Raw genomic sequence first — 24900 nt, forward strand, 5'->3', positions numbered from 1 at the left:
GCCAAACGGCGGGTCCGTTAGTCACCCCGGTCAGGTCCGTTCCTGTCCTCAGTTGAGCAAAGATTATGATCACACTACGCCGCGTTTTCTGGTCATTACTGTGGTTAACACTGTGCCAGCCATTACTCGCCAGTGCCGGTCCCGCGGCTGATTTTGCCGCGGCCAGCCGCACCCAGCAGGCTACATTGTTACAGCAATGGGCTGCCGCACCTGATGAACATTTACTACCACTGCTGAACGCATTACATAATGAGAATGTGGTAACAGATGAGAACAAGCAGCCTTTCAGTAAAACCGGCGACAAACTGGTGCCACTGGACAGTGCGCAACAGCCTTCCGGCAATACCCGTAAATTGCTGATGAATAACCGACTGCGAATTCTGACTTCCCGCGCCCTGTCAGCTATCGAGCTGACCAGCCACGATCCGGCACTACGCCTGCTGGCAGCCCGGCAATTACAGAACGATGTTGCCAGCGATCAGTTGCCACTGATGCAGCAACAACTGCAGAAAGAGACTAACCCACAGGTCCGTGATGCTCTGTCACAGGCCGTTGCCCTGTTACAACTGACAAATCCTCAGGCGGAAGTCCGTTTGCAGGCGGTTAAACTGTTAGGTCAGGCCAGCAACCCCGATGTGCAGGCCAGCCTGCAACCTCTGACTCAGGCATCGACCGAACCCGATGCGGCTGTACGACAGGCGGCGGCTGACAGCCTGCAGAAGATTCGCCACCGTCTGATGTGGGGCGACTGGCTCGGCCAGGCCTTTAGTGGGCTCTCCCTCGGTTCTATCCTGCTGCTGGCCGCATTGGGCCTCGCTATTACCTACGGCTTGCTGGGCGTCATTAATATGGCCCACGGCGAAATGCTGATGATTGGTGCTTACACCACCTGGATGATCCAGAGCCTGTTTCAGCAGTGGGCACCGCAATGGCTGGCGTGGTATCCGGTGCTGGCTCTGCCGGCCGCCTTCCTGCTGACTGCGGCTATCGGCATGATCCTCGAACGAACCATTATTCGTCACCTGTATGGTCGCCCTCTGGAAACACTGCTGGCCACCTGGGGGATCAGCCTGATTCTGATCCAGGGTGTCCGGATACTGTTTGGCGCGCAAAACCTTGAAGTTGCCAACCCGGGCTGGTTGTCCGGAGGCTGGCAGGTACTGCCAAACCTGGTACTGCCTTATAACCGTATTGCCGTCATTATCTTTGTCGTCGGCGTACTGCTGCTGACCTGGCTGCTGCTGAACAAAACACGACTCGGACTGAATATTCGTGCCGTGACCCAAAACCGCGCGATGGCTGACTGTTGTGGTGTGGCTACCGGCAGAGTGGATATGCTGGCGTTTGGCCTGGGATCCGGTCTGGCCGGTCTGGGGGGCGTCGCCTTATCCCAACTGGGCAATGTCGGCCCTGAACTGGGGCAAAGCTACATTATTGACTCCTTCCTGGTGGTGGTGGTCGGCGGTGTCGGTCAGTTGGCCGGAACCGTGGCGGCGGCACTGAGTCTGGGTATTCTGAATAAAGTGCTGGAACCCCAGGTCGGGGCTGTGCTGGGTAAAATTATTATCCTGCTGGCGATTATCCTGTTTATCCAGAAACGTCCTCAGGGGCTGTTCGCTGCAAAAGGGAGGGTCATTGACTAATGAGCCAGCCAATTACTGTCACCATAGGCAAAAAAATGCCGGTACTGACGCTGACTCTGGTCAGCGTGGTACTGCTGGCATTGCTGATTATGCCGTTTCTGAGTCTGCTGCCGGCCAGCAATCCGTTGTCAGTGTCGACTTACACCCTGACACTGTGCGGTAAGATCCTCTGCTATGCCATTGTCGCCGTCGCGCTGGATCTGGTGTGGGGCTATGCCGGAATGTTGTCGCTGGGCCACGGGCTGTTTTTTGCCCTGGGTGGCTACGCCATGGGTATGTACCTGATGCGTCAGGCCTCTGGTGACGCCCTGCCGGCCTTTATGTCGTTTCTCTCCTGGGACCATCTGCCCTGGTTCTGGACCGGAACTCAGTCATTTATCTGGACGTTATGTCTGATTGTGTTATTACCTGGCGGGCTGGCGGCGTTATTTGGTTTCTTTGCTTTTCGCTCAAAAATCAAAGGGGTCTACTTTTCGATCATGACCCAGGCACTGACCTACGCCGGGATGCTGCTGTTCTTCCGCAACGAGACCGGATTTGGCGGCAACAACGGATTTACCGGCTTCACCACACTGCTCGACTGGAAGATTGATGCCACAGGAACCCGTATTGCGCTGTTTATGGCCACCGTGATTCTGCTGGCGTTATCACTGCTCACTGGCTTTCTGCTGGCGCGCAGTAAATTTGGCCGCATTCTGACCGCTGTGCGTGACGCCGAAAACCGTCTGATGTTCTGCGGCTATGACCCGCGCGGCTTCAAATTGTTTATCTGGACCTTGTCGGCTGTGATGTGTGGCCTGGCCGGGGCACTCTATGTGCCGCAGGTCGGTATCATTAATCCGGGGGAAATGTCCCCGACTAACTCGATTGAAGCGGCCATCTGGGTCGCACTCGGTGGCCGTGGCACACTGATTGGCCCGGTACTGGGCGCGGCGATTGTTAATGGGGCAAAAAGCTGGTTTACCGTCAGCTTCCCGGATTACTGGCTGTTTTTCCTTGGCCTGATGTTTATTGTAGTGACCCTGGCACTGCCGCAGGGCGTTGTCGGACTGCTGCGCCGGAGGAAAAATGACTGATCAACTCTATACCCATAGTTCACCGGCCGACCGGCACCGCCAGCAAACCGACCCGGTATTGCAGCTGGAAAATATTTCTGTGACGTTCGATGGTTTTCGCGCCCTGAACAACCTGTCGCTGAATATCGGCGTCGGGGAACTGCGTTGTGTTATCGGTCCGAACGGTGCCGGTAAAACCACCCTGATGGATGTCATTACCGGCAAGACCCGGCCGGACGAGGGAAAAGTGGTATATGACCAACGTACTGACCTGACGCAGTTATCGCCCTCCGAAATTGCCCGTGCGGGTATTGGCCGTAAGTTCCAGAAACCCACGGTGTTTGAAGCGTTAACCGTGTTCGAAAATCTCGAAATTGCCCTGAAAGCACCCAAAACCGTGGCGGCCTCGTTACGCGCCCGGCTGAACGGTGAGCAACAGGACAGAATCGCCTCGACACTGCAATTGCTGCGGCTGTCAGACCAGCAACAGCGGCTGGCGGGACTGTTATCGCATGGACAAAAGCAGTTTCTGGAAATCGGTATGCTGTTGGTCCAGGAACCCCACCTGCTGTTGCTGGATGAACCGGCCGCCGGGATGACCGATGCAGAAACAGAATACACCGCAGAGCTGTTTCGCCAGCTGGCAGGAAAACACTCGCTGATGGTGGTGGAACACGATATGGGGTTCGTCGAAACCATCGCCGACCATGTCACCGTACTGCATCAGGGGCAGGTACTGGCAGAGGGTTCTCTGCGTGAAGTACAGGCCAATGAACACGTGATTGACGTATACCTGGGGCGCTAACATGTTACAGATAGCCGAATTACATCAGTATTATGGCGGCAGCCACATTTTGCGCGGCCTGTCATTTGAAGTGCCTGTCGGTCAGGTGACTTGCCTGCTGGGCCGTAACGGGGTGGGTAAAACCACCCTGTTGCGATGCCTGATGGGACTATTGCCGGTAAAGTCCGGCACTATCCACTGGCAGCAACAACTGCTTAACCCGCGCAAACCCCACCAGCGGGTCAATGCCGGTATTGCCTGGGTACCGCAGGGACGAGAAATTTTCCCGCGTCTGACAGTGGAAGAAAACCTGCTGCTGGGCATGTCGCGTTTTAGCGCCCGTGAGGCACGCCACGTCCCGGAAGATATCTACCAGTTGTTCCCGGTACTGAAAGAAATGAAACACCGCCGTGGCGGGGATCTCTCAGGAGGCCAGCAGCAACAGTTAGCCATTGGTCGCGCACTCGCCAGCCGCCCGCAATTGCTTATCCTGGATGAACCAACAGAAGGTATTCAGCCTTCGGTGATTAAGGAAATCGGCCAGGTAATTAAAATGCTGGCTCAGCGGGGTGATATGGGAATTCTGCTGGTTGAACAGTTCTATGACTTCGCGGCTGAACTGGCCGATCAGTATCTGGTGATGTCCAGAGGAGAGATTATTCAGCAAGGCTCCGGCGCTGATATGGAAAAAGATGGCGTCAGAAAACTGGTCGCGATTTAATCTCACTTCCGGCGGCCCTCCACTGGCCGCCGGAAAGCTTTGTACCGGGAAAGAAATCTCCCTGACTCCACCCTGAAAATAGGTATACTGGTCTACCTACTTATTTTCAGGTTCTCGCCATGACTGTTCATCAGGACCCAAAATCCACCGCCTACGACAAGCTACTGAGCGCCGCCAGGGTGCTGTTTTACAACTATGGTATTGCTGCCACCGGGATCGACGCGGTGGTGAAACGGGCCGGGGTGGCTAAAAAAAGTTTGTATAACAATTTCAGTTCCAAAGATGCACTGGTTGAAGCCTATCTGACCGCCCGTCATCAGGAATGGCTGGATCTCTATCAGAGCCGTTCAGCCACAGCTACCACCCCTCAGCAAGGCATCATGGCAGTATTTAGCGCCTATACCGATCATGCCGAATTTGAATACGAATATGCTTTCCGCGGTTGTGGGTTGCTGAATGCCGCAGCAGAACTGCCCACCAATGCCGCAGGTCGTAAAGCTATCTGTCAGCACAAGCTACAGGTGGAAGATATTCTGAAACAGCACCTGAGCCAACTGACGCATGACCGGGCACGGTGTGATTTACTGGCCAGACATTTATCGTTTCTGCTGGAAGGAAGCATTTCGCGAGCAGGTCTGGAAGGAAACAGCCACTGTATAAATCAGGCGGCTGTCATGGCCCAAAACCTGCTGGAGGCCCTGTGACCTCACAGACTTCCCGCCCGCAGGCCGGGATTGCCGCCGTGCTGGCAGCAGCCATCCTCTGGGGAACGACCGGCACCGCCGCGACTTTTGCTACAGATGTCGGCCCGCTGGCAATTGGATCCGTGGCTATGGGGAGTGGCGGGATTTTACAGGCCCTGCTGGCCCTGCCGAAAATACTCTCCGGTCGCCGACAGATTGTGGCCAACTGGCTGAATTTGCTGATGGGTGCCCTGGCGGTCGCGGTCTACCCCCTGACCTTTTATGCCTCCATGCATTATGCCGGAGTGGCGGCAGGAACCGTGATCTCGATTGGGTCCGCCCCGCTGCTGTCTGCGTTAATTGAATACTATTTTGATGGCCAGCCGCTCAGTCGCCAGTGGTTGGTTGGCGCGGTTACCGGGGTGGTCGGGATGGTGCTGCTGTGCATTGCTGAAGACCAGGCGGCCGTTTCCGGAGACAGCCTGCAAACGCTGTGCGGTATGCTGTTGGGACTGGTCGCAGGCTTTACCTATGCCCTCTACTCCTGGTCGGCACGACGCATGATGCACAATGGTGTCAATGCTGTCGCTGCCATGGGTTCCACTTTTGGTGCCGGTGGATTACCGCTGATTCCGGTATTGCTGCTGACCGGCGCTCCACTGCTTGCCTCTGCCACCAATACCGCGGTAGCACTCTATATGGCATTGGTGCCGATGTTTATCGGTTACCTGTGCTACGGCTTTGGCCTGGCACGTATCAAAGCCAGCACCGCAACCACGCTGACGCTGACCGAACCGGTGGTCGCGGCCTTGCTGGCGGTCACTCTGGTGGGAGAACACCTGCCCGCCGCCGGCTGGGTGGGTATCGGGTTTATCATGCTGTGTCTGGCAATGATTACTCTGCCGGCGCGATGGTTTCGCCTGCGCCGCCGTGTCAGTGCATGATCCTGGCCGCGCCCCGGAAAGTCGCTGCACTTTCCGGGCTGACATCGGCTGTCGCTCTCTGTGATTATGCCCGGAAACAGGCTACACTCCACAGCTGAATTATCATGATCAATATGTATTAAAAGAGGCTCATTCTCGTGGCTCAATTCGTTTACAGCATGCATCGCGTGGGCAAAGTTGTCCCGCCAAAGCGGCATATCCTGAAGAACATCTCCCTGAGTTTTTTCCCGGGGGCCAAAATCGGGGTTCTGGGACTTAACGGTGCCGGTAAATCCACCCTGTTGCGCATTATGGCCGGTATTGATACCGACATTGAGGGTGAAGCACGTCCTCAGCCTGGCCTGAAAATTGGCTACCTGCCACAGGAGCCAAAACTTAATCCTGAACACACGGTCCGTGAATCCGTCGAGGAAGCCATGGCCGAAGTGGTCGGCGCCCTGAAGCGTCTGGATGAAGTTTATGCACTGTACGCCGACCCTGATGCAGACTTTGATAAGCTGGCTGCAGAACAGGGACGCCTGGAAGAAATCATCCAGGCACATGATGGCCACAACCTTAACACTCAGTTTGAACGTGCAGCCGATGCGCTGCGTCTGCCAGACTGGGATGCAAAAATCGCCAATCTCTCCGGGGGGGAACGGCGTCGTGTCGCCCTATGCCGTCTGCTGTTAGAAAAACCTGACATGCTGCTGCTCGACGAACCGACCAACCACCTGGATGCCGAGTCTGTCGCGTGGCTGGAGCGCTTCCTGCACGACTTCGAAGGAACGGTAGTGGCGATTACCCACGACCGTTACTTCCTGGATAATGTTGCCGGCTGGATCCTTGAACTGGACCGCGGTGAAGGTATTCCATGGGAAGGTAACTACTCCTCCTGGCTGGAGCAGAAAGATCAGCGTCTGGCGCAGGAAGCTTCGTCTGAAGCGGCCCGTCGTAAATCGATCGAAAAAGAGCTGGAATGGGTACGTCAGGGAGCTAAAGGCCGTCAGTCTAAAGGTAAGGCCCGTCTGGCCCGCTTTGAAGAGCTGAACAGCGTTGAGTACCAGAAACGTAACGAAACCAGTGAGCTGTTTATCCCGCCGGGTGCTCGTTTGGGTGACAAAGTCGTTGAAGTGAATAACCTGAGCAAGAGCTACGGCGACCGGCTGCTTATCGATAACTTAAGTTTCTCTGTACCGAAAGGGGCAATCGTCGGGATTATCGGGGCCAACGGCGCCGGTAAATCGACTCTGTTCCGTATGTTATCCGGACAGGAACAGCCAGATTCAGGCAGCATTGAGCTGGGTGAAACCGTTAAACTAGCATCAGTAGATCAGTTCCGTGATGCGATGGACAACAGCAAAACGGTCTGGGAAGAAGTGTCCGGTGGTCAGGACATCATGAAAATTGGTAACTTTGAAATGCCGAGCCGCGCCTATGTGGGTCGTTTCAACTTCAAAGGGACTGACCAGGGCAAACGTGTCGGTGAACTGTCCGGGGGTGAACGCGGACGTCTGCATCTGGCCAAACTGTTGCAGGTGGGCGGTAACCTGTTACTGCTCGATGAACCTACCAACGACCTGGACGTGGAAACTCTGCGGGCCCTGGAAAACGCCCTGCTGGAATTCCCGGGCTGTGCCATGGTGATCTCGCATGACCGCTGGTTCCTTGACCGTATCGCGACTCATATCCTTGACTACCAGGATGAAGGAAATGTCGCCTTCTTCGAAGGTAACTTCACTGAATATGAAGAGTACAAGAAACGGACTCTGGGAGCCGACGCACTGGAACCTAAACGTATTAAGTACAAGCGAATGACTAAGTAATATCGAGCCTGCCGGGCCGGCCATCGCTGGCCGTCCGGCAGCTTTATTTACCTGCGCTTAACGCTCACGGGTCGGGGGTAACTGAGCGGCCGGATGTTCCAGCATATATTTCACCAGTTCAATGCAGCGCAGAAAACGCGAATCATAGTCATCTTCCTCTACCCGCACATAACGAATATTGTTCTGCTCCAGCATCCCCAGCAACATGGTCTGAAATTCCCGCCGGTCAACCGAACTGCCCAGGCTGCGTAAGCCATCCGCCACCCAGGGCACATTATTTTCCAGCACAATCACCAGATCGAAACGGTATTCATCGATCATCGCCTGGACAAACGGGTGCTGACGCCCTTCATATTTCAGGCAAAAAGCCTGGGTCGTGACGAAATCGGTATCAATAAAGGCCACTTTATTGGCATATTTTACTGCGAAATCAATATACTGGGCCTGTCCAAGCGCGATTTTATCGTAATCAGAGTATTGCAGAGCAATTTCATCCCCGCCCAGATGAGAAAACACATAATCACGGCCATATTCCCACGCACTGGTGGTATTAAAAATATTTGCCAGTTTATTCACCAGGGTGGATTTCCCGCTGGATTCGCCGCCCAGTAACGCGACTTTACGGACAAAAAATGGCTTTACCTCGGTCGGGATATAGTCCCAGTAACGGAAGGGATCCTGACGTATCTGCTTGCCACTGATGTTCATAAATGAACGATCCGGATCAACCAGCACCGCCTGTATCGACAGATGTTTTTCGAACATCGGCGCATCGGCAGCCTCGCTGGTATACACCTTATCAGGCACAATCCCCTTCGCGGCCAGGAACTGTTTCATGCCGTGGCTCCAGACATCCCAACCGTGCGGATAAGGTTCCATCCCTTCTTCGTTGAAAGAGTGGATACGGATATTTTTCTGGTACTTGAAGGTCTGTAATAACCAGCGTAAACGATCGCTGGTGGTGGGCTGTTCTGACATCGAACTGTTTTCAAATAGCAGACGATCCCGCGGATCGTCGTGCCCCATAATGATATGCAGTTCATCGACCTGACTACAGGCTCGCTGTATCAGGTAGATATGACCGGTATGTAGCGGGTAGAATTTACCAAAGACGACCCCGACTGTTTTTTGTCGGCGGGGAAACTCCAGCCCAAGAAAACGATGTAACGCCTCCAGTTTTCGGGCGCTGGGGCTGTTAATTTTGGCGTTAATCAACTGACTCAGATAACCCTTGGTCATATCGCAGGCATCCGCCACCTGTTGCAAGGTGTATCCTTGCTGACGAATTGCCTTTTTCAGATAGTCATAGGTCGACATTCATTGCCTCTTGTCATCTGCCAGACAGCTGTCTGGCATCCACTTTGCTGCGCTGCCGGATATCGGGTATTCCAGAGGTAACAAAACCGGCCACCGAAAGCTGGCCAGCTCTTTATTCTCATGCAAGTTCTTCTAACACATCCAGAGCATCTGACAGTTTTTTGACCGGATAAACCCTCATCCCTTCCGGAGGCTTTTTCGGGGCATTGGCAGCAGGGACTATTGCGCGACGAAAACCGTGTTTTGCCGCTTCTGAAATTCGTTCCTGCCCGCTGGGTACCGGACGAATTTCTCCGGCAAGCCCCACTTCTCCAAAAATAACCAAATCCTGTGGCAGTGGCCGATCCCGCAGGCTGGAAACCATCGCCAGCAGCAATGCCAGATCGGCACTGGTTTCGGTCACTTTGACCCCACCCACCACATTGACGAAAACATCCTGATCGGCCATCTGCAATCCACCATGCCGGTGCAGCACTGCCAGTAAGATGGCTAAGCGATTCTGCTCCAGGCCGACCGCCACCCGACGGGGATTCCCCATCATCGAATGATCGACCAGTGCCTGAATTTCCACCAGCAACGGCCTCGTACCTTCCCAAATCACCACCACGGAACTGCCCGAGGTGATCTCATCACCCCGCGACAGGAAAATGGCTGACGGATTGCTGACTTCCCGCATTCCCTGCTCTGTCATGGCAAATACACCCAACTCATTCACTGCACCGAAACGATTTTTATGGCTGCGCAGGGTACGGAATCGGGAATCTGCATCGCCATCCAGCAATACCGAACAGTCAATACAGTGTTCCAGCACTTTAGGCCCGGCCAGAGAGCCATCTTTGGTAACATGACCGACCATAACGATTGCCACGTCGTGCATTTTGGCAAATCGCGTCAGATAAGCGGCGGTTTCACGTACCTGCGCCACACTGCCAGGCGAGGACTGAATATCGGCCATATGCATCACCTGAATGGAGTCAATGACCATCAGACGTGGTTTCTCTTCCGAGGCAATCTGGCAGATTTGCTCAATGCTGGTCTCTGAGAGCATATTCAGGTTATCTGTCGGCAGGCCCAGACGATGGGCACGCATCGCCACCTGTTGCAGAGACTCTTCCCCGGTGACGTACAGCGTTTTCATCTGCTCACCCAGTTTACACAACGTCTGCAACAGCAATGTTGACTTCCCTGCCCCCGGATTTCCGCCAATTAAGATAGCACTGCCTGGTACGACACCGCCTCCCAGCACCCGGTCGAACTCTTTAAACCCGGTACTGAAACGAGGTAAAGCTTCCAGGCTTATCTCTGAAAGCTTCTGTACTTTAGAAACTCCGGCGCTACCAGCATACCCCGACAATCGCTCATTTCTGGCCGCAGTGGGGGTCGCAGCAATCCGCACCTCAGTGATACTGTTCCATGCCTGGCAGGCGCTGCATTGTCCCTGCCAGCGCGGATAATCCGCACCGCACTCATTACAAACGTATGCACGTTTTACCGCTTTGGCCAAAACGACTCCTCAGCTTATCGTTGTTCGTGGATCCGACCACCACTCAAAATACAGAGTACTCCCGTCAGAGAGGCATTCCGAATAGTCACCGCGGCCTTTTCATTGACCTTAGGTTTGGCATGATAGGCAATCCCTAATCCGGCAGCTTTCATCATCAACAGATCATTGGCACCATCACCAATCGCAATGGTCTGGTTTTTAGGAATATCAAACCGGGCAGCGAGTTTTTCCAGAGTCACCGCCTTGTGTTTTGCATCAACAATGGTGCCCAGTACGTTGCCCGTCAACCGGCCATCATAGATTTCCAGCTCATTGGCGACAGCAGCCACCAGATCCAGCTCATCACGCAGATAGTCAGCAAAAAAAGTAAAGCCACCGGACGCAATAGCCACTTTCCAGCCATACGACTGTAGCTCTGCAACCATTTTACGCAGACCCGGCATTAACGGCAGCTCATCACGTACCTGTTTCAGGATGGATGCATCGGCATCTTTCAGCGCTGCGACACGCTGGCGCAGGCTGGCTTCAAAATCCAGCTCACCCCGCATAGCCCGCTCGGTCACTTCCGCAACCTGCTCACCACACCCCGCCAGTTTGGCGATTTCATCGATACATTCGATCTCTATCGCAGTGGAGTCCATATCCATCACCAGTAACCCCGGGGTTTTCAGGTGTGGTAAGGCACCCATTGGCACCACATCCAGGCCACACTCATGGGCCAGTTTACTGGCGCGCGGGGTCAGGGAACCGGCCAGCCGGATCACCTGTACATCCTCGACCGACCAGCCACTGACGATCACCATGGCAGCACCCAGACGGTGCTGATAATCGGTCAGGCGCTGTTTATCCAGCCCCTGCCCGTAAAGTAACCAGCCAGTACTGCCGGCACGATAATCCAGTGGCATAACTTCGTCACCACTCAAAGATAAAGGCAGACCTGGCCATTGCGCGACATCCGCAGGCAGATCACACCAGGTAAGACGGTTTGGCATCAGAGCTCCTGTAGGGGACAACAAAACCACGCAAGAGGCTACCCCGAGTGCAGCTATTCTGGCAACATAAACCATAAGTCATTACGATTATTCGCCCAGGAATGAGACACGCCGCCCATGGCACAACAGAAAATCAGGTTTACACTGCACCGCACAGTGATCACACTGGCCTGCCTGGCGTTACTGGTGCTGCTGATGCAGGGAGCCTCCTGGTTCAGCCTGAACAGCCAGAAAGTCCAGTCGACTCAGGTCCGGCAACTGGCCGGGACCCTTTCCCGCCAGGTCGCATTCAGTCTGGTTCCACTGCTGGCTGACAGCAACAACCAGCAGGGCAGGATTGAAGCCATTTTACAACAGCTGACCACCAACAGTCGGGTACTGGATGCCTCGGTCTATGACACCAACGGTGCACTGGTTGCTCACAGCGGAGAAAGCATCCCGGTCAGAGACCGTCTCGGTCTGGACGGGCAACGTGCCGGCAGCTATTTCAATCATCAGATTGTCCAGCCAGTACAGGGAAAAAACGGACCGCTTGGTTTTTTACGACTGACGCTGGATACCCATGTGCTGGCCACCGAATCCCGGCAAGTGGATAACACGACCAATATTTTACGGCTGATGATGTTGTTGGCGCTGGCTATTGGCCTGGTGCTGAGCCGGACTCTGCTGAAAAACCGGCGCAGTCACTGGCAGCAGTCACCGTTCCTGCTGACGGCCAGCCAGCCAGTACCGGCGGAACCTGAGAGCGACCAGCGTCCCCCTCCGTCCAGGAGAGCGCCGGCCAAAAATGCCCGTCCCCCTCGTAACCGTAAAAAACGCCATTCTTCACGCTAGCCCGTTACCGCCTGCCGGTCTGTTCACAAATAGTGAACAGACCTCTGCTTTAAATGTTGATTTCGTGTAACAACAATCTCTGCCATCCTTATCCACAATTAGCTGCGGGTGATGCGTTTTAACTGCATTTTGTCGCCAAAAACCGGGAATAATCAGAAAGCATGGTGTTAATGCATTTCTATACTTAATCCACCAGCCGCAGGTTTTTTGCGGCTCACACCGCAGACTTAACCAAATTCATCACCGACGATGAGGAACCAGACAATGTCATTATCTGAGTTGATCAATAAGTACCAGATTAATATCGAAGAAACCCACAAGGCCGGGGATTATGTGTTTAATCACACGATGATTCGTGTCAAAGACCTGCCGAAAGCCATCGATTTCTACAGCCGGATTCTTGGATTCATTCCGGTATATGAAGAACGTTTCGAAGAGGCCGCTTTTACTATCGTTTACCTGGTGCGTCGTCCACTGTCTGATATCCCACAGGATGACCAGCAGTTGAAACAATGGGCTCTTAGCCAGCCCGGCGTGCTGGAACTGACCTGGAACCATGGCACAGAAAAACAGGCCGGTTTTCATTACCACAACGGTAATTCAGAGCCTCAGGGCTTTGGTCATCTGTGTGTCAGCGTACCCGATGTACGCCAGGCCTGTGAGCGTTTTGAACAGCTTTCGGTGCCTTTCCAGAAAAAACTCTCTGAGGGCCGTATGAACTATGTGGCCTTTATTAAGGATCCTGACGGCTACTGGATTGAGATTCTGCAACCCACCCCGCTGGATGACTAACTATCCGTTTACCGTGGCTATCGCTAGCCTTCAACTGTACCGGAGTATTTTATGACCCAATATAATCACCTGCTGCCTGATTCACCCGCCCATTTTATTAACGGAAAATGGGTAAAATCATCACAACACGATGATGTTCTGAATCCAGCCACTGGCAAAGTTATTTGTCAGGTGGCGAAGGGCGATAAAGACATGGTCGATAAAGCGGTACAGGCTGCCGTAAAAGCGCAGAAAGCCTGGGCCAGTAAGCCCCAGCCAGAACGTGCGACTTTTCTGGAAGCCTGGATTGAACAGATTAAACAAAATCACGAAGCCCTGGCGACACTACTGACCACTGAGCAGGGTAAACCGCTCAGTGAATCCCGTGGCGAGGTCGATATGGCCATCACTATGCTGCGTTATGCCGCTAATTTCGCCTGGAAACGACAGGGTGATGTCCTGGCACCCTCAGCGCCTCAACAGCATTCAGTGACCCGGGAAGTCCCGCTGGGAGTCATTGGCGCGATTATTCCCTGGAATTTTCCGCTGGCACTGTTCCTGCGTAAGGCTGCCCCGGCCCTGATTGCCGGCAACTCTATTGTGATTAAGCCCAGTGAGGTGACTCCACTCAGTTCACTGGCGCTGGCAACATTGAGCCAAAAAGCGGGTATTCCTGAAGGTATTGTCAATGTCGTGTGCGGAGAAGGACGCGTGGTCGGGGACGCGATAGTCAAACATCCTGGCACAGCACTGATTACCATGACCGGGTCAACCCGTGCCGGTAAAGAAATCATGAAGAATGCTGCAGAAAAAGTGATTCCGGTATCGCTGGAATTAGGCGGTAAAGCACCGTTTATTGTCATGGCGGATGCGGATATTGATAAAGCTGCACGTGATGCAGTGAATTCGCGTATGGCAAACTGCGGACAGGTCTGTATCTGTAACGAAAGAACCTATGTTCAGCGGGCAGTGTACGATAAGTTTATCCGGGCTTTAGAGAAAGCTGCTCAGGAAGTCGTCGTAGGTGACCCGTTGCAGGAAGGCACTATTGTGGGTCCAAAAGTCTCACCGGCAGAAAAAAAGCATGTCGATGAGTTACTGGAAACCACCCTTAAAGAGGGCGGAAAAATCCTCTGGCAGGCAAAATTGCCACAGGATCCGGAACTGTCAAAAGGTAACTGGGTTGCTCCGGTAATTGTGACTGATTTACCGGAAGATGCAACCATCCTCAGTGAAGAGGTATTCGGTCCGGTGCTGCCAGTGGTGGTATTTGATACTCAGGAAGAGGTCATCGAAAAAGCTAATGCCGCTGAATATGGCCTGAGTTCTTACCTGTATACCAGCAGCCTGTCGACAGCGTTCCAGATTTCCGATCAACTGGAATATGGTGAGGTTTATATCAATCGTTTCGGACCGGAAGAGATTAATGGCTTCCATGCCGGATGGAAACTCTCCGGACTGGGCGGGGATGACGGCGAATATGGCTATCAGCTGTACATCAAACGTAAGACCGTCTATATCGATTATCAGTAATCTGCTATGACCCGGGGCGCGTCCTGTGCCCCGTTTTACGTCTGACTGAGCGGCGTAGACAGCATGCCCTGAATAACAGGACTTATTATGAATGTGTTACTGCTCCTCTGCCTGTTGCTGGGGATTTTTGTCCGACGGTTTATCACGTTTCCTGAACAACTGGTGCCTTGTTTTAACTGGTGGCTGATAAGTATTGCCCTACCCTGCGTTATCCTGACCCTGATCCCGCATACCCGGTTCGATAGCTCAAGCCTGTTCCCCGTGCTGAGCATGTGGCTGGTATTCCTCGGGGCGCTGATACTGGCGGTAGTCGCCTGCCGGTTTGCCGGCTGGTCGCGGGAAGTCTGTGGGGTATTAATTCTGGTCGCGGGTATCGGTAACACGTCATTTATGGGATATCCCATTATTTCCGGCTATTACGGGGCCGACGGACTTAAAACTGCGGTAATTGCCGATCAGCTGGGCAGCTTTATTATACTGTCCACTGCCGGAGTTATTGTGATGGCACTTTGCTCTGGTCACCAGGTGAGCGTAAAACAGGTCACAAAGCGGATAATCACCTTTCCACCCTTTGTCGCTCTGGTCGCGAGCCTGTTGCTAAAACTAACCCATGGACTGCCGGACGTGTTGCAATCACCGGTGGCCAGTATCGGAGCGACAATGACTCCGTTGGCACTGTTTACCGTTGGATTACAGATCCAGCTTCGCCCGCCTCGCCGGCTATTTATCCCGTTACTGGCCGGGACGATATGGAAGCTGTTAGCAGCTCCGACACTGGTGCTATTAGCCTCGCTGCTATTCCCCGTCAGTGCGGAAGTCAGAAATATATCAGTACTGCAGGCAGGTATGGCCCCGATGATAGCGGCGGCGATTATGGCCCAACGGGCAGGACTGAAGCCGGAGCTGGCCACAGCATTACAAAGTTACGGTATTTTATTTTCCTTCGTCACCATTGTCGGATGGCATGGAGTGTTATGACCGTTTAGCGCGGTTAAAGGAGTCGCTATGTTGTTAAAATTACATCAGTTAGGTTTCTTTTGTGCTTTGGTGGAAGAAGGCAGTGTCGCTGCAGCCGCAGACAAAATGTGTTGCGTGCCGTCGAACATCAGTACCCGAATTAAAGAGCTGGAGAGCAGTCTGGGCGTAGCACTGGTTAACCGTGAGAAACAGCGCCTGACACTGACCCCGGAAGGGCGGGCTTTTTATCCCAAAGCTCAGCAGTTACTCGAACAGAGTCAACAATGTCTGACCTTTTTTCAGCATTCTCTGTTGCAGGGACAACTCCAGCTCGGAGTGCTTGATGTGGCCCTGAATGGACCATTACAACAGGCGGTGGTTGAATTTATGCATCAGCATCCGCAGGTACAAATTAATATCTGCTGTCACTCATCCCTGACACTCATGGAAAAGCTGCTACAGGGGGAGTTGGATATGATTCTGGTTGACGGTCCGATAGAACATCCGGCCCTGAAAGCGGAATTTTATGCCCCTGAAAGGCTGTCACTGGTCACTCACCTGGCCGATCCCGGGCAGTTTCGTGACAAGGCATCCGGGCTGACGCTGTTCAGCTTCGGGGAAAAATGTTTCTATCATCTGCTGGTTCGCCAGTGGCTGAGTCAACAGAATCTGCGTTATGCACGCCAGTCGGATATCGAGTCTTACGAGCTCATCCTGAGTGCTGTTCACCGGCGACTGGGATTCACGGTGATGCCGCAGACCTTTATCGACAATAATCCGCTTCTGGCGGGGCTGCACCTGTTTCCACTGGACAATATTCCGTCCTGCGATATTTATCTGGTGAGTCAGACGCTGGAGCAGTCAGCACTGGCAGAAGCGTTTTACCGGCATCTCACCCGTCGTCAGCACGTAGCACAGCCAGCCATTAACTAACGTCTGGCTGTAAGGCCATAAAGTAAATATTATGCTGACAATAACGCCTGTAATTCCGCCAGATTTTTAACCTGCCAGTCAGGTCTCAGGGTCTCTGGCAGAGCGCGGGTACCATGATCCAGCCAGCAGGTTTTCATTCCGGCATTTATCCCACCGAGAATATCTGACTCCGGGGTATCCCCCACCATCAACACCCGACCAGGCTGAGGATTGCCCAGTTGTTGCAGGGTATAGTCAAATATCGCCCGATCCGGTTTGGCAATGCCCAGTTGCTCGGAGATCACCAGAGCATCAAAGTAATCACTGAAGCCGGTGCGTTGCAGGCGGGTCTGCTGTAAACGGGTAAAACCATTGGTAATAATCGCCAGCCGGACGTTACCCCGCAAGCTGTTGAGCAGCGCTTCTGCGCCTGGCAACGGCTGGCAAATATCGGCCATTGCCGCTAAATACTGATCATTCAGTTGTTCCGCGGCCACATCCAGCCGGTCAGACCAGTGCATAAAACGTCTGACCTGCAACTGGGTGGCATTGATTTTTCCGTCCTGATATTCCACCCACAATGGCTTATTCACCGCCTGATAATCAGCATAATCCTGTTCGGTAAACGTCACCTGATAGCTCTGCAACATTTGTTGCAGACCACGGAATGAATCAAAGGTAAACAGCGTTTCGTCTGCATCAAAAATAATGCAGTCCAGTGTATCCAGCATGGGGGTCTCCGCCAGCAAGTCAATCAGATTACAGCACCAGAGCCATGATGAGAGCATCCTCACGGCCGGTTGGAGTCGGGTAATAACGGGGTCTGCGAGAGACCTGATTAAAACCAAGTTGTTCATAAAGCGCAATCGCCGGCAGATTAGATTCTCTGACTTCCAGCCATAACGTCAGCACTCCGCGGGCAGCCAGCTCTTCAGCCAGCGTTTCCAGCAAACGGCGCGCTAAACCCTGGCGTTGAAAATCCGGGTCAATCGCAATATTAAATAATGAGGCTTCATCCAGCACTATCTGGGTAATCGCAAAACCGGCCATTTTTCCGTCGGCATCAATCCGGTAGTTCAGATAACGTTCGCCCTGATTTCCGGCGAAAGTTTCTGCTGACCAGGGAAAAGCATGGCAACGCTGCTCAATGGCCAGCGCCTGTGCCTGATCTTCAGGCGCGAGAAAAGAAATGACTGCCATAAGTAGTGATTTGTTGCCATAAATTGCGCTTTGCCGCGCTGCTGTTAATAAGCTCCGCCAGCGGAGGAGAAACCAGTTGCACGGCCGAATATTGCTTATCGGCCGGAACACCCAACAACCAGACCGGACAGGCCAGCGGTTCCGGCAGCATACTAAGCTGACGGTCGGTCAGTAGTCTCGACTGATGTTGCTGAAGCCCTAAGCTTTGCAAAACATCCTGCAGAAAGCTCTGTGGAGAGGGCAAATTTTCGGCCGCAACGATCACCAGCCGGGTATCAGGATGCAACCTTACCGCTACCTCTCCCTGTAACACCCTGGGATGATGAAGCCGGTATTGTGTGATACCCATCTGCTGTAACAACCAGTCGCGCCTGCTTGCCATGAATTAAGTCCGTCAGTAAGAAGATTGCGTGCATATGCTAGCAAACCCATCGTACATGCGCCAACAAACCACTATAATCGTCGGGCTTAAGAATAAGGAGCCAATATGTCCGCGTATACACCGGCCAGTGAAGTGATACTGCGCCACAGTGAAGAGTTCGAAACCCGTCATGTTTTATTTGCCGGGGACCTGCAGGATGAATTGCCGGCGCAGCTGGCGACCGCTTCCCGCAAAGTTCATACCCAGCAATATCACCACTGGCAGAATCTCAGCCAGCGAATGGGTGACGATGCCAGTTTCAGTCTGGTGGCTGAAGCCGGAATGGTCAGCGGCTGTGACACCCTGGTATATTATTGGCCCAAAAATAAACCGGAAGCTCAGTTCCAGTTGCAGAACCTGCTATCCCTGATGCCGGTGGGCAGCGATATTTTCGTGGTGGGAGAAAACCGGAGCGGTGTTCGCAGTGCAGAAACGTTGCTGGCTCCCTGGGCTGCGATAGAGAAAATTGATAGTGCCAGACGCTGTGGTCTGTACCACGGCCGTCTTGAGCAACAACCCGCATTCAATGCTGAAAGTTTTGCAAACCACTATCAGTATGACGGGCTGACCATTCATACCCTGCCAGGCGTCTTCAGCCGTGACGGGCTGGACGTTGGCAGCGCATTACTGCTTTCCACCCTTACCCCGCACACTAAGGGTAAAGTGTTGGATGTGGGCTGTGGTGCCGGAGTGCTGTCTGTCACACTGGCCAGACATTCGCCGAAAGTGCGACTGTGGCTTACCGATGTCAATGCGGCAGCGCTGGCGGCCAGCCAGGCAACACTGGCCGCCAATGATGTCGAAGGCGAAGTGTTTGCCAGCAATGTCTTTTCCGACGTGACCGGCCGGTTTGATATGATAATGTCCAACCCACCGTTTCATGAAGGGCTGCAAACCAGCCTGGATGCTGCAACCGCGCTAATCCGCGGCGCAGTGAAGCACCTGAATACTGGCGGTGAACTCCGGATTGTCGCTAATGCCTTTTTACCTTATCCGCAAGTACTGGACGAGACCTTCGGTAACCATGAAGTGCTGGCGCAGACAGGCCGGTTCCGTGTCTACCGGAGCATCTATGGCCGTGGCAGCCGCCCGAAATAAGTCGCGTTGACTAAGCAACTGGCAGCGCTGCTGAATTTTACAGCAAATACACCCCCGACAATCAAATATCAGTTGACGCGGGGTGGAAAACCTCTAAAATGCGCCTCCGTGGTGACAATACAGTAACGCTGTATTGACGGTATGCGAAGGTGGCGGAATTGGTAGACGCGCTAGCTTCAGGTGTTAGTGTCTTAACGGACGTGAGGGTTCAAGTCCCTCTCTTCGCACCAAAAACCACGAGTTTTATATCATCCTGAATACTGCGAAGGTGGCGGAATTGGTAGACGCGCTAGCTTCAGGTGTTAGTGTCTTAACGGACGTGAGGGTTCAAGTCCCTCTCTTCGCACCAGGATACTGATATAAAATGACAACCAATGCGAAGGTGGCGGAATTGGTAGACGCGCTAGCTTCAGGTGTTAGTGTCTTAACGGACGTGAGGGTTCAAGTCCCTCTCTTCGCACCACGTTGTCATCTCTCTCAGGCTATCCCCCCTGAAGAACATCATCCCTGACAGTTTCTCCTGAACTTCTTTCCGTGAATATACTGCTGCCCATTCCCTGAACTCTTCCTGCCAGCTGTTTAGCTTAGCTGAAAATTAACCATGATTGCCGCGAGTCCGCCAGACACGACCAGGCAGGAAGGCAATAACAGATAATGGCGTAAGCGATGGTGGAACAGCATTACCAGCGTCATGAGTAACGCAATCAGCATAATAATCCGCCACTGCTCAAAGCCGGGCTGCCACAATGCAAATAGTGGTAACGCGATACAGGGCAGCAAAACTCCCCAGCCACTGTCCAGTCGTTTCCCCATCACCCAACTGAACATCCATAACGAACCTGAAGCCAGCATTGCAACTTCCATCGATTACGCCCCGCGAATGATAATGATTTTCACTATCATATGATAACAATTGTCATTTTCCAGCTTTTTTACGTTTGTGACACAAAAAATTGCTTTTTTGACCGCTACGCGGCGGAATTCAGAGGGTGGGCGTTTACAGCGCTACCGGCTTATGGCAATTTTTAATGCTGAATAATTCCCGGAGATAAACATGAGTCTGCAGTCGGTACAGCAGTTTTTTGCTGAGCATGCCCCTGATATTGAAGTGATTGAAACCACGGAAAGTACCGCGACGGTCGATATGGCAGCACGGGTTCATGGTGTCACTCCCGGCCAGATAGCCAAGACCCTGTCTCTGAAAGTAAAACAGGCGATAGTGCTGATTGTAATGCGCGGTGACGCGCGACTGGATAATAAAAAACTGAAAGATACTCTGGGCGCCAAAGCTCGGATGCTGAGTGTCGATGAGGTGATCAATGCCACCGGACATCCGGTGGGGGGTGTCTGCCCTTTCGGGTTGGAAAATCCGTTAACTGTCTACTGTGATGTCTCCTTACAGGCGTTTGATGAAGTGCTGCCTGCGGCGGGAGCCACCCATAGTGCGGTCAGGATCTCTCCGCAACGGATGGCAGAACTGACAAACGCCAGCTGGGTTGACGTTTGCCAGTAAGCGGCTGGCGGTGATAACCGCCGCCAGCATCAATCCTGACCTGAAATCCTGATCCCCCGGGTTTCACGGCCAAACGCAGTCAGTAAGCAGATAAGCACCGCCACAGTCCCTGCCACGATAGCCATACTCAGTCCATAGTTTCCGCCATGAGTCGCGGCAATTTTAGACTGCAATGTCGCATTCACGGAAGCAATCAGATTACCCAGCTGATAGACGAAGCCAGGCAGAACGGCGCGGGCAGTCGAGGGAACCAGTTCGGTCAGCCAGGTCGGGATAACGCCCCAGGCGCCCTGCACCATAAACTGCATTAAAAATGCGCCCAGGCCAATCATCCAGGAACCGGAAGAGAAGGCCCATAACGGCAGTACCGGTAATGCCAGCGCCGAGGCCAGCATGATGGCTCTCTTGCGACCAATTTTCTCAGACAACAGCCCAAAGCAAACACCACCCAACATCGCCGCAATGTTATAGCAGATAGCAATGATACTGACGGTATGTGCATCAAACTGATGCTGGACTTTCAGGAAGGTCGGATAGAGGTCCTGCGTACCGTGGCTAAAGAAGTTAAAACAGGCCATCAGCAAGACCAGATAACAGCATAGTTTGGCATTCTGCTTAATGACCGGCAACAGAGCGTGACTTTCTGCACGGGCTTTAGAGGCCAGCCACACCGGAGATTCAGGCACTTTGAACCAGATGAATGGCAATAGCAGGATAGGCAATGCCCCCACCATAAACATTCCACGCCAGCCAATCAGATTATACAGCAGACCGAAGATGACAGAAGCCAGCAGATAACCACACGGATATCCCGCCTGAAAAATCCCTGACATCAAACCCCGGGAACGATCCGGAATGGTTTCCATCGCCAGCGACGAGGCGACGCCCCAGATCCCACCCATCGCAATCCCATAGATCACACGGAAAGTCAGGAACGCTCCGAAGGTGGGTGACCAGGCTGACAACAGTTCAAACACCGAAAACATCACGATGTTGACCATAAGAATCGGACGGCGGCCAAATTTTTCAGCCAGACGACCGAATATCAGCGCACCGACAGGTCTGACCGCCAGAGTGAGCATAATAGAGAGTGATACATCAGTGATAGTGTTATGAAAATACTGAGCCAGATCGCTCAATACAAATACCAGAATAAAAAAATCAAACGCATCCAGAGTCCAGCTAATAAAACTGGCAAAGGCGACATTACGCTGAGTTGGCGTCCAGTGAAACATGTTATTTATCCTTTTCATCACGTTAGCCAAGACTGACCCTGTCGGCAGGCAAGCCAAAGTAACGCGGATAACAAGAGGGAAGAGGTGAGGTTATTTTTTTGTTAATACTATTTTTATAGCATTTCACAACAGAAGCTGAAGGAGAGTATTTGTCAGAAACGTCAATGAGATGTAAAAAATTATGTCGCAAGGTGCAGGCGTAACAACCATCGCCGGAAGGCTACTGAACTTCTTAGAATACACTCACCAGAATCACAGATATCTCCCTGAAATCTGCAGGCAGATCTCAATTCGTCCGGAAATATCATCACAAGTTACGCATTGTGCTTTATACTTATTCTTTGGTACAAAAAAACACATTCAGAAAACTATCAAATAGTTAGCAACGACACTGATTTTCAGTATCGCGAGCATTTTCCGGCCACCAAGGATTGGGGCAGCAATATTATTACCCTATCCTGCCCGCATGACACTGGTATGACAGTTTTTTTGGGAATTAGCCTGGAATAATGCTGACGGCCATTTTGCAGCAGGTACACCAGGAGAATTATGGCGTAACAACAGGCATCTCAGCCAGTAAGCAGAATCATCCTCTGCGGCAGAGTGTCTGGCGACGGAATCCGCCCATCTGTCGTTATTTCTTTATCAGGAGAGCCAGGTAGTGTCAGTCATTGTTTCATTCGGACTTTTTATTACGTCAGTGTTCCTTTATTCCCGTAAAGCCGGACGGCATCGCCTGTGGTTTATCCTTATGCTGATGTTGCTGATGATTTTCCTGCTGCTTAACGCGGTTTTATTTGCCAGTAACTACTTTACCGGAAATGGCATTACCGATGCAGTCATCTATACCCTGACCAGCAGTCTGACCGGTGCCGGCACCGCTAAATACATCCTGCCGGCTGCAGGACTGATCTTGCTTTTCATCGCCCTGTTTTGTGCTCTGGGCTGGCTGCTGTATAAAAAAAACCAACAACATCATTTAGGCTGGAGCCTGCTGGCCAGTGTGCTGGCCCTGTTGTCGATCAATACCAGCCCGGCCTACTATCAGGTTAAAGAGATTATTACGTCACATACAGGCAAAGATGGGTCAGATTTTGATGATTACTTTAAAGTCCCTGCGGCAAAGATTGAAAACCCCTCGCTGAACCTGGTGTATATCTACGCAGAAAGCCTGGAACGTACCTATTTCGATCAGCAAGCCTTTCCTGACCTGGCTCCGGAATTGTCACAACAGATGAACTCCGGCATCGATTTCACCCGAACCGCTCAGTTACCGGGCACCGATTATACCATCGCGGGTATGGTCGCCTCTCAGTGTGGTATTCCGCTGTTTGCCCCCTTTGAAGGTAATGCGTCGTCCTCATTATCCAGCTTCTATCCGCAAAATATTTGCCTCGGGGATATACTGAAAAACTCAGGCTACCAGAACTGGTTCATGCAGGGTGCTGACCTCCGGTTCGGCGGTAAAGATGTGTTTCTCAAATCCCACGGGTTTGACGTGCAACATCTTGAAGGTTCTGAAGAACTGAAATCTCAGGTGACAAATCCTGACTACCGAAATAACTGGGGCTTTTATGATGATACGGTTCTGGATAAAGTTTTCGAAAAATACCAACAGTTATCACAGGAAAAACAACGATTTGCATTATTCGCGCTGACCGTTGACACCCACCACCCGGACGGCTTTATCTCGGCGACCTGCCAGCGCAAGGCCTACCCCTATGACGGAAAAAATAACCTGTCGTTTAGTGCGGTTTCCTGTTCTCAGGAACACATTGCCCGGCTTATTGCGCGGATAAAAAGCTCACCGTGGTTTAAAAATACTATTATCGTCGTGGGATCTGACCATCTGGCGATGAATAACACCGCTTATCGTTACCTGATCAAGCATCCGCGCCACGATAGCTTTTTTATAATTCGTGGTGATAAGCCTGAAACCACGGAGATCAACCGTAAACGCAGCACGATGGATAACGGTGCGACCGTACTGGATATTCTGGGAGGTGATAATTTTATTGGTCTGGGGCGAAGCAGCCTGTCAGGAACCTCGTTATCCGAAATATTTACTGACCTTCCCCGCAAGATCAACGCGTGGAAACCGGACATCATCCAGTTATGGAATTTCCCGCGGCGCATTGACCGGTTTACTGTCGATCAGCAAAAAAACACCCTGAGCTTTTCCGGATCCACCTTCCGTCTGCCGGTACTGATAAAAGTGGACAGCGATAAAGTCGAACCGATCCCGGAAGGGGTATATGCCGAAACATTAACTTCACGTCTGAGTAAATTTGCAGCCGGAGATAAATTTGTCTGGTTTGACAGATGCTATAAGGCTGGCCGGTTATGGGCTCCGAACCTCGCCTTATCAGATGCGCTATGCTACACCACGGGTGAACTGGGAGGCAAACCCCGGGTCACAGAAATCGGCCGCGGAAATTACCAGGGCAATGTGGCCTTTACCCCGGCAGTCATTTCAGAGGATACCTATCGTCAGACACTGCAGCAGTTACAGGTGGCTGATAATGATATCCGCTATCCGTCTGACAGTTACCTGTTCTATCTGCCCGGTGCTCCACAATCCGTCGCCAGCTACAGTGGTTTATCCCGCCCGGAAAGTTGGGGGCGTTGGTCAAATGCCAATCTGGCACCGGGGGTTACCATTAACTACACCCGCCCACTACCGGATGAATTTACGTTACATATCGTGGCAAAAGGCTATGGGCCGAATATCGGTAAACCGGTCACCGTCAGTGTGGGTGGTGAACAACACAGCTTTATTCCTACCGGGGAGCTGGCTGACTATTCACTGCAGTTTACCCGCCACAGCAAAAGCCCAACGCTGGTCATTACTCCACCGGCACCTGTTGAAAGTATGCTGAATAATATTATCGGGCAGGACCCAAGAAAACTGGGTGTAGGTATGAAGTCGTTACAGATTATCAGCGGGGAGAACCGGGCAGAGCCAGAGGATTAGCCAC

The 24900-nt window shown here is 52.6% G+C and carries 23 protein-coding genes and 3 tRNA genes; 18 read left to right on the plus strand and 8 right to left on the minus strand.

The window, feature by feature from the left end; genetic code table 11:
• Positions 1-68 precede the first annotated feature (68 nt).
• From urtB to ettA, 7 genes are all read left to right on the plus strand, one after another.
• Entirely contained in the window at positions 69-1643 is a 1575-nt protein-coding gene (urtB, locus tag B3Z23_RS16520; protein WP_294912362.1) for an urea ABC transporter permease subunit UrtB, read from the plus strand.
• The gene (urtC, locus tag B3Z23_RS16525; RefSeq protein ID WP_038023212.1) at positions 1643-2719 is read left to right on the plus strand and encodes an urea ABC transporter permease subunit UrtC; all 1077 of its coding nucleotides are present in this window, start codon (positions 1643-1645) and stop codon (positions 2717-2719) included. The genes urtB and urtC overlap by 1 nt, the downstream gene beginning before the upstream one ends.
• Positions 2712-3503 carry an urea ABC transporter ATP-binding protein UrtD gene (gene urtD / locus B3Z23_RS16530; protein WP_294912253.1) on the plus strand — a complete coding sequence of 264 codons (792 nt, stop codon included), beginning with the start codon at positions 2712-2714 and terminating at the stop codon, positions 3501-3503. The genes urtC and urtD overlap by 8 nt, the downstream gene beginning before the upstream one ends.
• Position 3504: 1 nt before the next feature.
• Complete coding sequence (urtE, locus tag B3Z23_RS16535; protein WP_038023218.1) at positions 3505-4203, plus strand: urea ABC transporter ATP-binding subunit UrtE; 699 nt, start codon at positions 3505-3507, stop codon at positions 4201-4203.
• 119 nt (positions 4204-4322) lie between these two features.
• The gene (locus tag B3Z23_RS16540) at positions 4323-4907 is read left to right on the plus strand and encodes a TetR/AcrR family transcriptional regulator (protein ID WP_294912254.1); all 585 of its coding nucleotides are present in this window, start codon (positions 4323-4325) and stop codon (positions 4905-4907) included.
• On the plus strand, positions 4904-5830 hold the full coding sequence (locus B3Z23_RS16545) for a DMT family transporter (RefSeq protein ID WP_294912255.1): 927 nt from the start codon (positions 4904-4906) through the stop codon (positions 5828-5830). Before B3Z23_RS16540 ends, B3Z23_RS16545 begins: the two co-directional genes overlap by 4 nt.
• Before the next feature lie 137 nt (positions 5831-5967).
• Positions 5968-7635 carry an energy-dependent translational throttle protein EttA gene (gene ettA, locus B3Z23_RS16550; protein ID WP_072055927.1) on the plus strand — a complete coding sequence of 556 codons (1668 nt, stop codon included), beginning with the start codon at positions 5968-5970 and terminating at the stop codon, positions 7633-7635.
• A gap of 57 nt (positions 7636-7692) precedes the next feature.
• Here ettA and nadR read toward each other — a convergent pair whose 3' ends face one another.
• The 3 genes from nadR to serB all read right to left on the minus strand — a co-directional run bounded on the left by nadR (position 7693) and on the right by serB (position 11448).
• Positions 7693-8952 (minus strand): multifunctional transcriptional regulator/nicotinamide-nucleotide adenylyltransferase/ribosylnicotinamide kinase NadR, encoded by a 1260-nt coding sequence (gene nadR, locus B3Z23_RS16555; RefSeq protein WP_294912257.1) that lies wholly within the window; start codon positions 8950-8952, stop codon positions 7693-7695.
• 118 nt (positions 8953-9070) lie between these two features.
• Positions 9071-10456 carry a DNA repair protein RadA gene (gene radA, locus B3Z23_RS16560; protein WP_038023225.1) on the minus strand — a complete coding sequence of 462 codons (1386 nt, stop codon included), beginning with the start codon at positions 10454-10456 and terminating at the stop codon, positions 9071-9073.
• A 14-nt stretch (positions 10457-10470) separates the two neighbouring features.
• A complete protein-coding gene (gene serB, locus B3Z23_RS16565; protein WP_294912259.1) occupies positions 10471-11448 on the minus strand; it encodes a phosphoserine phosphatase in 978 nt (325 codons plus the stop codon).
• A gap of 117 nt (positions 11449-11565) precedes the next feature.
• Here serB and B3Z23_RS16570 point away from each other — a divergent pair, with 117 nt between their 5' ends.
• The 5 genes from B3Z23_RS16570 to B3Z23_RS16590 all read left to right on the plus strand — a co-directional run bounded on the left by B3Z23_RS16570 (position 11566) and on the right by B3Z23_RS16590 (position 16476).
• Positions 11566-12282 carry a YtjB family periplasmic protein gene (locus B3Z23_RS16570; RefSeq protein ID WP_294912260.1) on the plus strand — a complete coding sequence of 239 codons (717 nt, stop codon included), beginning with the start codon at positions 11566-11568 and terminating at the stop codon, positions 12280-12282.
• 264 nt (positions 12283-12546) lie between these two features.
• On the plus strand, positions 12547-13074 hold the full coding sequence (gene gloA, locus B3Z23_RS16575) for a lactoylglutathione lyase (protein ID WP_294912261.1): 528 nt from the start codon (positions 12547-12549) through the stop codon (positions 13072-13074).
• A 51-nt stretch (positions 13075-13125) separates the two neighbouring features.
• Positions 13126-14586 carry an aldehyde dehydrogenase family protein gene (locus B3Z23_RS16580; protein ID WP_294912262.1) on the plus strand — a complete coding sequence of 487 codons (1461 nt, stop codon included), beginning with the start codon at positions 13126-13128 and terminating at the stop codon, positions 14584-14586.
• Positions 14587-14673: 87 nt separating this feature from the next.
• On the plus strand, positions 14674-15564 hold the full coding sequence (locus tag B3Z23_RS16585; protein ID WP_294912264.1) for an AEC family transporter: 891 nt from the start codon (positions 14674-14676) through the stop codon (positions 15562-15564).
• A 27-nt stretch (positions 15565-15591) separates the two neighbouring features.
• On the plus strand, positions 15592-16476 hold the full coding sequence (locus tag B3Z23_RS16590) for a LysR family transcriptional regulator (protein ID WP_294912266.1): 885 nt from the start codon (positions 15592-15594) through the stop codon (positions 16474-16476).
• Between the two features lie 29 nt (positions 16477-16505).
• On the opposite strand, the gene yjjG is transcribed toward B3Z23_RS16590, so the two are convergent.
• Genes yjjG through B3Z23_RS16605 form a run of 3 tightly spaced genes read right to left on the minus strand, consistent with a single transcriptional unit; the run spans position 16506 to position 18037 of the window.
• Complete coding sequence (gene yjjG / locus B3Z23_RS16595) at positions 16506-17186, minus strand: pyrimidine 5'-nucleotidase (RefSeq protein ID WP_294912267.1); 681 nt, start codon at positions 17184-17186, stop codon at positions 16506-16508.
• Between the two features lie 28 nt (positions 17187-17214).
• Positions 17215-17655: a ribosomal protein S18-alanine N-acetyltransferase gene (rimI, locus tag B3Z23_RS16600; RefSeq protein WP_294912268.1), complete on the minus strand. Its 441-nt coding sequence runs from the start codon at positions 17653-17655 to the stop codon at positions 17215-17217.
• Entirely contained in the window at positions 17627-18037 is a 411-nt protein-coding gene (locus tag B3Z23_RS16605) for a DNA polymerase III subunit psi (RefSeq protein ID WP_294912270.1), read from the minus strand. The genes rimI and B3Z23_RS16605 overlap by 29 nt, the downstream gene beginning before the upstream one ends.
• A 105-nt stretch (positions 18038-18142) precedes the next feature.
• On the opposite strand from B3Z23_RS16605, the gene rsmC reads away from it, so the two are divergent.
• The 4 genes from rsmC to B3Z23_RS16625 all read left to right on the plus strand — a co-directional run bounded on the left by rsmC (position 18143) and on the right by B3Z23_RS16625 (position 19637).
• A complete protein-coding gene (rsmC, locus tag B3Z23_RS16610) occupies positions 18143-19174 on the plus strand; it encodes a 16S rRNA (guanine(1207)-N(2))-methyltransferase RsmC (protein WP_294912271.1) in 1032 nt (343 codons plus the stop codon).
• Positions 19175-19317: 143 nt separating this feature from the next.
• Positions 19318-19404, plus strand: a tRNA-Leu gene (locus B3Z23_RS16615).
• A 32-nt stretch (positions 19405-19436) separates the two neighbouring features.
• Positions 19437-19523: transfer RNA gene (locus B3Z23_RS16620), tRNA-Leu, on the plus strand.
• A gap of 27 nt (positions 19524-19550) precedes the next feature.
• Positions 19551-19637, plus strand: a tRNA-Leu gene (locus B3Z23_RS16625).
• A 116-nt stretch (positions 19638-19753) separates the two neighbouring features.
• On the opposite strand, the gene B3Z23_RS16630 is transcribed toward B3Z23_RS16625, so the two are convergent.
• Entirely contained in the window at positions 19754-20038 is a 285-nt protein-coding gene (locus B3Z23_RS16630; RefSeq protein WP_294912272.1) for a DUF1435 domain-containing protein, read from the minus strand.
• Positions 20039-20228: 190 nt separating this feature from the next.
• Here B3Z23_RS16630 and B3Z23_RS16635 point away from each other — a divergent pair, with 190 nt between their 5' ends.
• Positions 20229-20687, plus strand: coding sequence for a YbaK/EbsC family protein (locus tag B3Z23_RS16635; RefSeq protein WP_038023247.1), 459 nt, complete (start codon positions 20229-20231; stop codon positions 20685-20687).
• 29 nt (positions 20688-20716) lie between these two features.
• On the opposite strand, the gene B3Z23_RS16640 is transcribed toward B3Z23_RS16635, so the two are convergent.
• Complete coding sequence (locus B3Z23_RS16640; protein ID WP_294912273.1) at positions 20717-21922, minus strand: MFS transporter; 1206 nt, start codon at positions 21920-21922, stop codon at positions 20717-20719.
• Between the two features lie 661 nt (positions 21923-22583).
• On the opposite strand from B3Z23_RS16640, the gene opgB reads away from it, so the two are divergent.
• Positions 22584-24896 (plus strand): phosphatidylglycerol--membrane-oligosaccharide glycerophosphotransferase, encoded by a 2313-nt coding sequence (opgB, locus tag B3Z23_RS16645; RefSeq protein WP_294912275.1) that lies wholly within the window; start codon positions 22584-22586, stop codon positions 24894-24896.
• Positions 24897-24900 lie beyond the last annotated feature (4 nt).

The sequence above is a fragment of the Tatumella sp. UBA2305 genome (genome assembly GCF_002345795.1).
In the GTDB taxonomy this organism is placed as follows: domain Bacteria; phylum Pseudomonadota; class Gammaproteobacteria; order Enterobacterales; family Enterobacteriaceae; genus Tatumella; species Tatumella morbirosei.